The sequence below is a fragment of the Streptomyces sp. MS19 genome, from assembly GCF_047200595.1.
GTDB lineage: Bacteria > Actinomycetota > Actinomycetes > Streptomycetales > Streptomycetaceae > Streptomyces.
In genome coordinates this window covers 1-1,450 of record NZ_JBJZOH010000086.1, presented here as the reverse complement: position 1 = coordinate 1,450, position 1,450 = coordinate 1, and the positions used below count along the sequence as shown (strand labels likewise).

General features: G+C 67.7%; 1 protein-coding gene. It reads left to right on the top strand.

Annotation, left to right across the window (positions count from 1 at the left end; all coding sequences use genetic code 11):
- Window positions 1-231 precede the first annotated feature (231 nt).
- Window positions 232-1,428, top strand: coding sequence for an IS110 family transposase (locus ACL02R_RS29980; RefSeq protein ID WP_412800109.1), 1,197 nt, complete (start codon window positions 232-234; stop codon window positions 1,426-1,428).
- The last annotated feature ends 22 nt before the right edge of the window (window positions 1,429-1,450 follow it).

The following is a 1,450-nucleotide window of genomic DNA, read 5'->3' as shown; positions in this document are numbered from 1 at the left end:
CTGCCCTACTTTCTTGATCGTGGGTTCGAACTGGTCACTCGTAAGATCAGCGGGACCCAGGGGCTCTGGGTATGGCTGTCATGGCTGCGCCGTGAGATGGCTGGAGAGGCTTGGCCGCCCGGAGCCCCGCGACGACTCGACCGCCAATTGGGAGATGCGACTCGATCGCTGTGTAGGGCAACGTCGGCGAGGTCGTCTGCTGGGCTGTGAACGTGCGACGAGCTGGCGGAGGTGACCGTGCCCCGGATATGGGCCGGAGTGGACATCGGCAAGGAACACCACCACTGCGTGGTGATCAACCCGGACGGCGAACGACTGCTGTCCCGCCGGGTCCTGAACGACGAGTCGGCTCTGCTGGAACTGATCGGGGACGTCCTGGCCCTCGACGAGGAGGTGCTGTGGGCCGTCGACCTCAACCACGGCGGAGCCGCCCTGCTGATCGGATTGCTGCTCAGCCACGACCAGCCCATGGTCTACATCACCGGCTTGACCGTGCACCGCGCTTCGGCCTCCTACCGGGGCGAGGGCAAGACGGACGCCAAGGACGCCTTCGTCATCGCCGACCAGGCCCGTATGCGCCGCGACCTGGGCCTGCTGCGGCCCGGCGATGAGATCGCCGTCGACCTGCGTACCCTGACCGGCCGCCGCACCGACCTGATGTGTGACCGCACGCGCCAGATCAACCGTCTGAGGGCTCAGCTGCTGGAGATCTTCCCGGCGTTGGAACGCGAACTGGAGCTGACCAACAAGGGCCCCGTCATTCTGCTGACGGGCTACCAGACCCCGGCGGCGATCCGCCGCAGCGGCGTGAAGCGCATCGAGACGTGGCTGCGCAACCGCAAGGTCCGCAGTGCCGCGGCCCTCGCACAGACGGCCGTGGAGGCCGCTCAAGCACAGCACACCGCGCTGCCCGGCGAGAAGCTGGCCGCCGCCATGGTGGTCCGCCTCGCGAAGGGGGTGATGGCCCTTGACGAGGAGATCGCAGAAATCGACGCCCTGATCGAGGCCCGGTTTCGCGAGCACCCGCACGCCGAGGTGATTGTCAGCCTGCCCGGCATGGGCAAGCAGCTGGGGGCCGTGTTCCTCGCTGCCACCGGCGGCGACATGGACGCCTTCGGCAGTGCCGACCGACTCGCAGGCTTCGCCGGCCTGGCACCGGCCCCGCGAGACTCCGGGCGCGTCAGCGGGAACCTCCGCAGACCACGGCGCTTCCACCGCGCACTGCTCAACGCGATGTATCTCTCCGCGCTGTCGAGCCTGAAGAGCTGTCCGGCCTCGAAGACGTACTACGCGCGCAAACGCGCCGAGGGCAAGGGGCACAAGCAGGCACTGCTGGCACTCGCGCGCCGCCGCATCAATGTCCTGTGGGCCATGATCCGTGACGGCGCGTGCTACCAAGCCGTACCCGTTGTCACAGCAGCGGCTTGACATCAGCATTGGGAAGCCTCTC